Source organism: Mesorhizobium sp. M0676 (assembly GCF_040320535.1).
Classification (GTDB): domain Bacteria; phylum Pseudomonadota; class Alphaproteobacteria; order Rhizobiales; family Rhizobiaceae; genus Mesorhizobium.
The window spans coordinates 1-596 of sequence record NZ_JAMYPU010000090.1 but is presented as its reverse complement, the minus strand read 5'-3'; the positions used below and the strand labels follow the sequence as shown (position 1 = coordinate 596).

Genomic DNA, 596 nt, shown 5'->3' with positions numbered 1-596 from the left:
GCGTTCCTGGCAGGCGGGTCTCGATCCGGAACGGCTGGTGTTCATCGACGAAACCTGGATCAAGACCAACATGGCACCGCTGCGCGGCTGGGGACCATGCGGCAAACGCCTGCGCGGCTTTGCTCCGCACGGCCACTGGCGCACGCTGACCTTCCTCGGCGCCCTGCGGCTCGACCGTCTTGCTGCCCCTTGCGTCTTCGACGGACCGATCAACGCGAGAGCTTCCGGGCCTATGTCGAGCAGCAGCTCGTGCCAGTGCTCCAGCCCGGCGACATCGTCGTCATAGATAATCTTGGCTCCCACAAGTCGGCCGCCATCCGGCAGATGATCCGCGCCGCAGGCGCCAGGCTTTGGTATCTGCCGCCATACTCGCCCGACCTCAACCCAATCGAGCAAGCCTTCGCCAAGATCAAACACTGGATGCGAGCCGCCCAGAAGCGAACCATCGACGACACCTGGCGACACATCGGCCACCTCGTATCAACCATCCAAGTTCAGTTCACGACCCCAGGGTGCCGGCGGCTCGGCCGTTCCGCTGATCAAGGAAGCCATGGCGGCGGGAGAAATCATATGGGCGCACGCCTTCGAACATACTT

1 pseudogene is annotated in these 596 nt (G+C 63.4%); it reads left to right on the top strand.

Annotation, left to right across the window (positions count from 1 at the left end):
• Positions 1-492: pseudogene (locus tag NKI35_RS31305) on the top strand (IS630 family transposase); the annotation flags it as partial.
• Positions 493-596 lie beyond the last annotated feature (104 nt).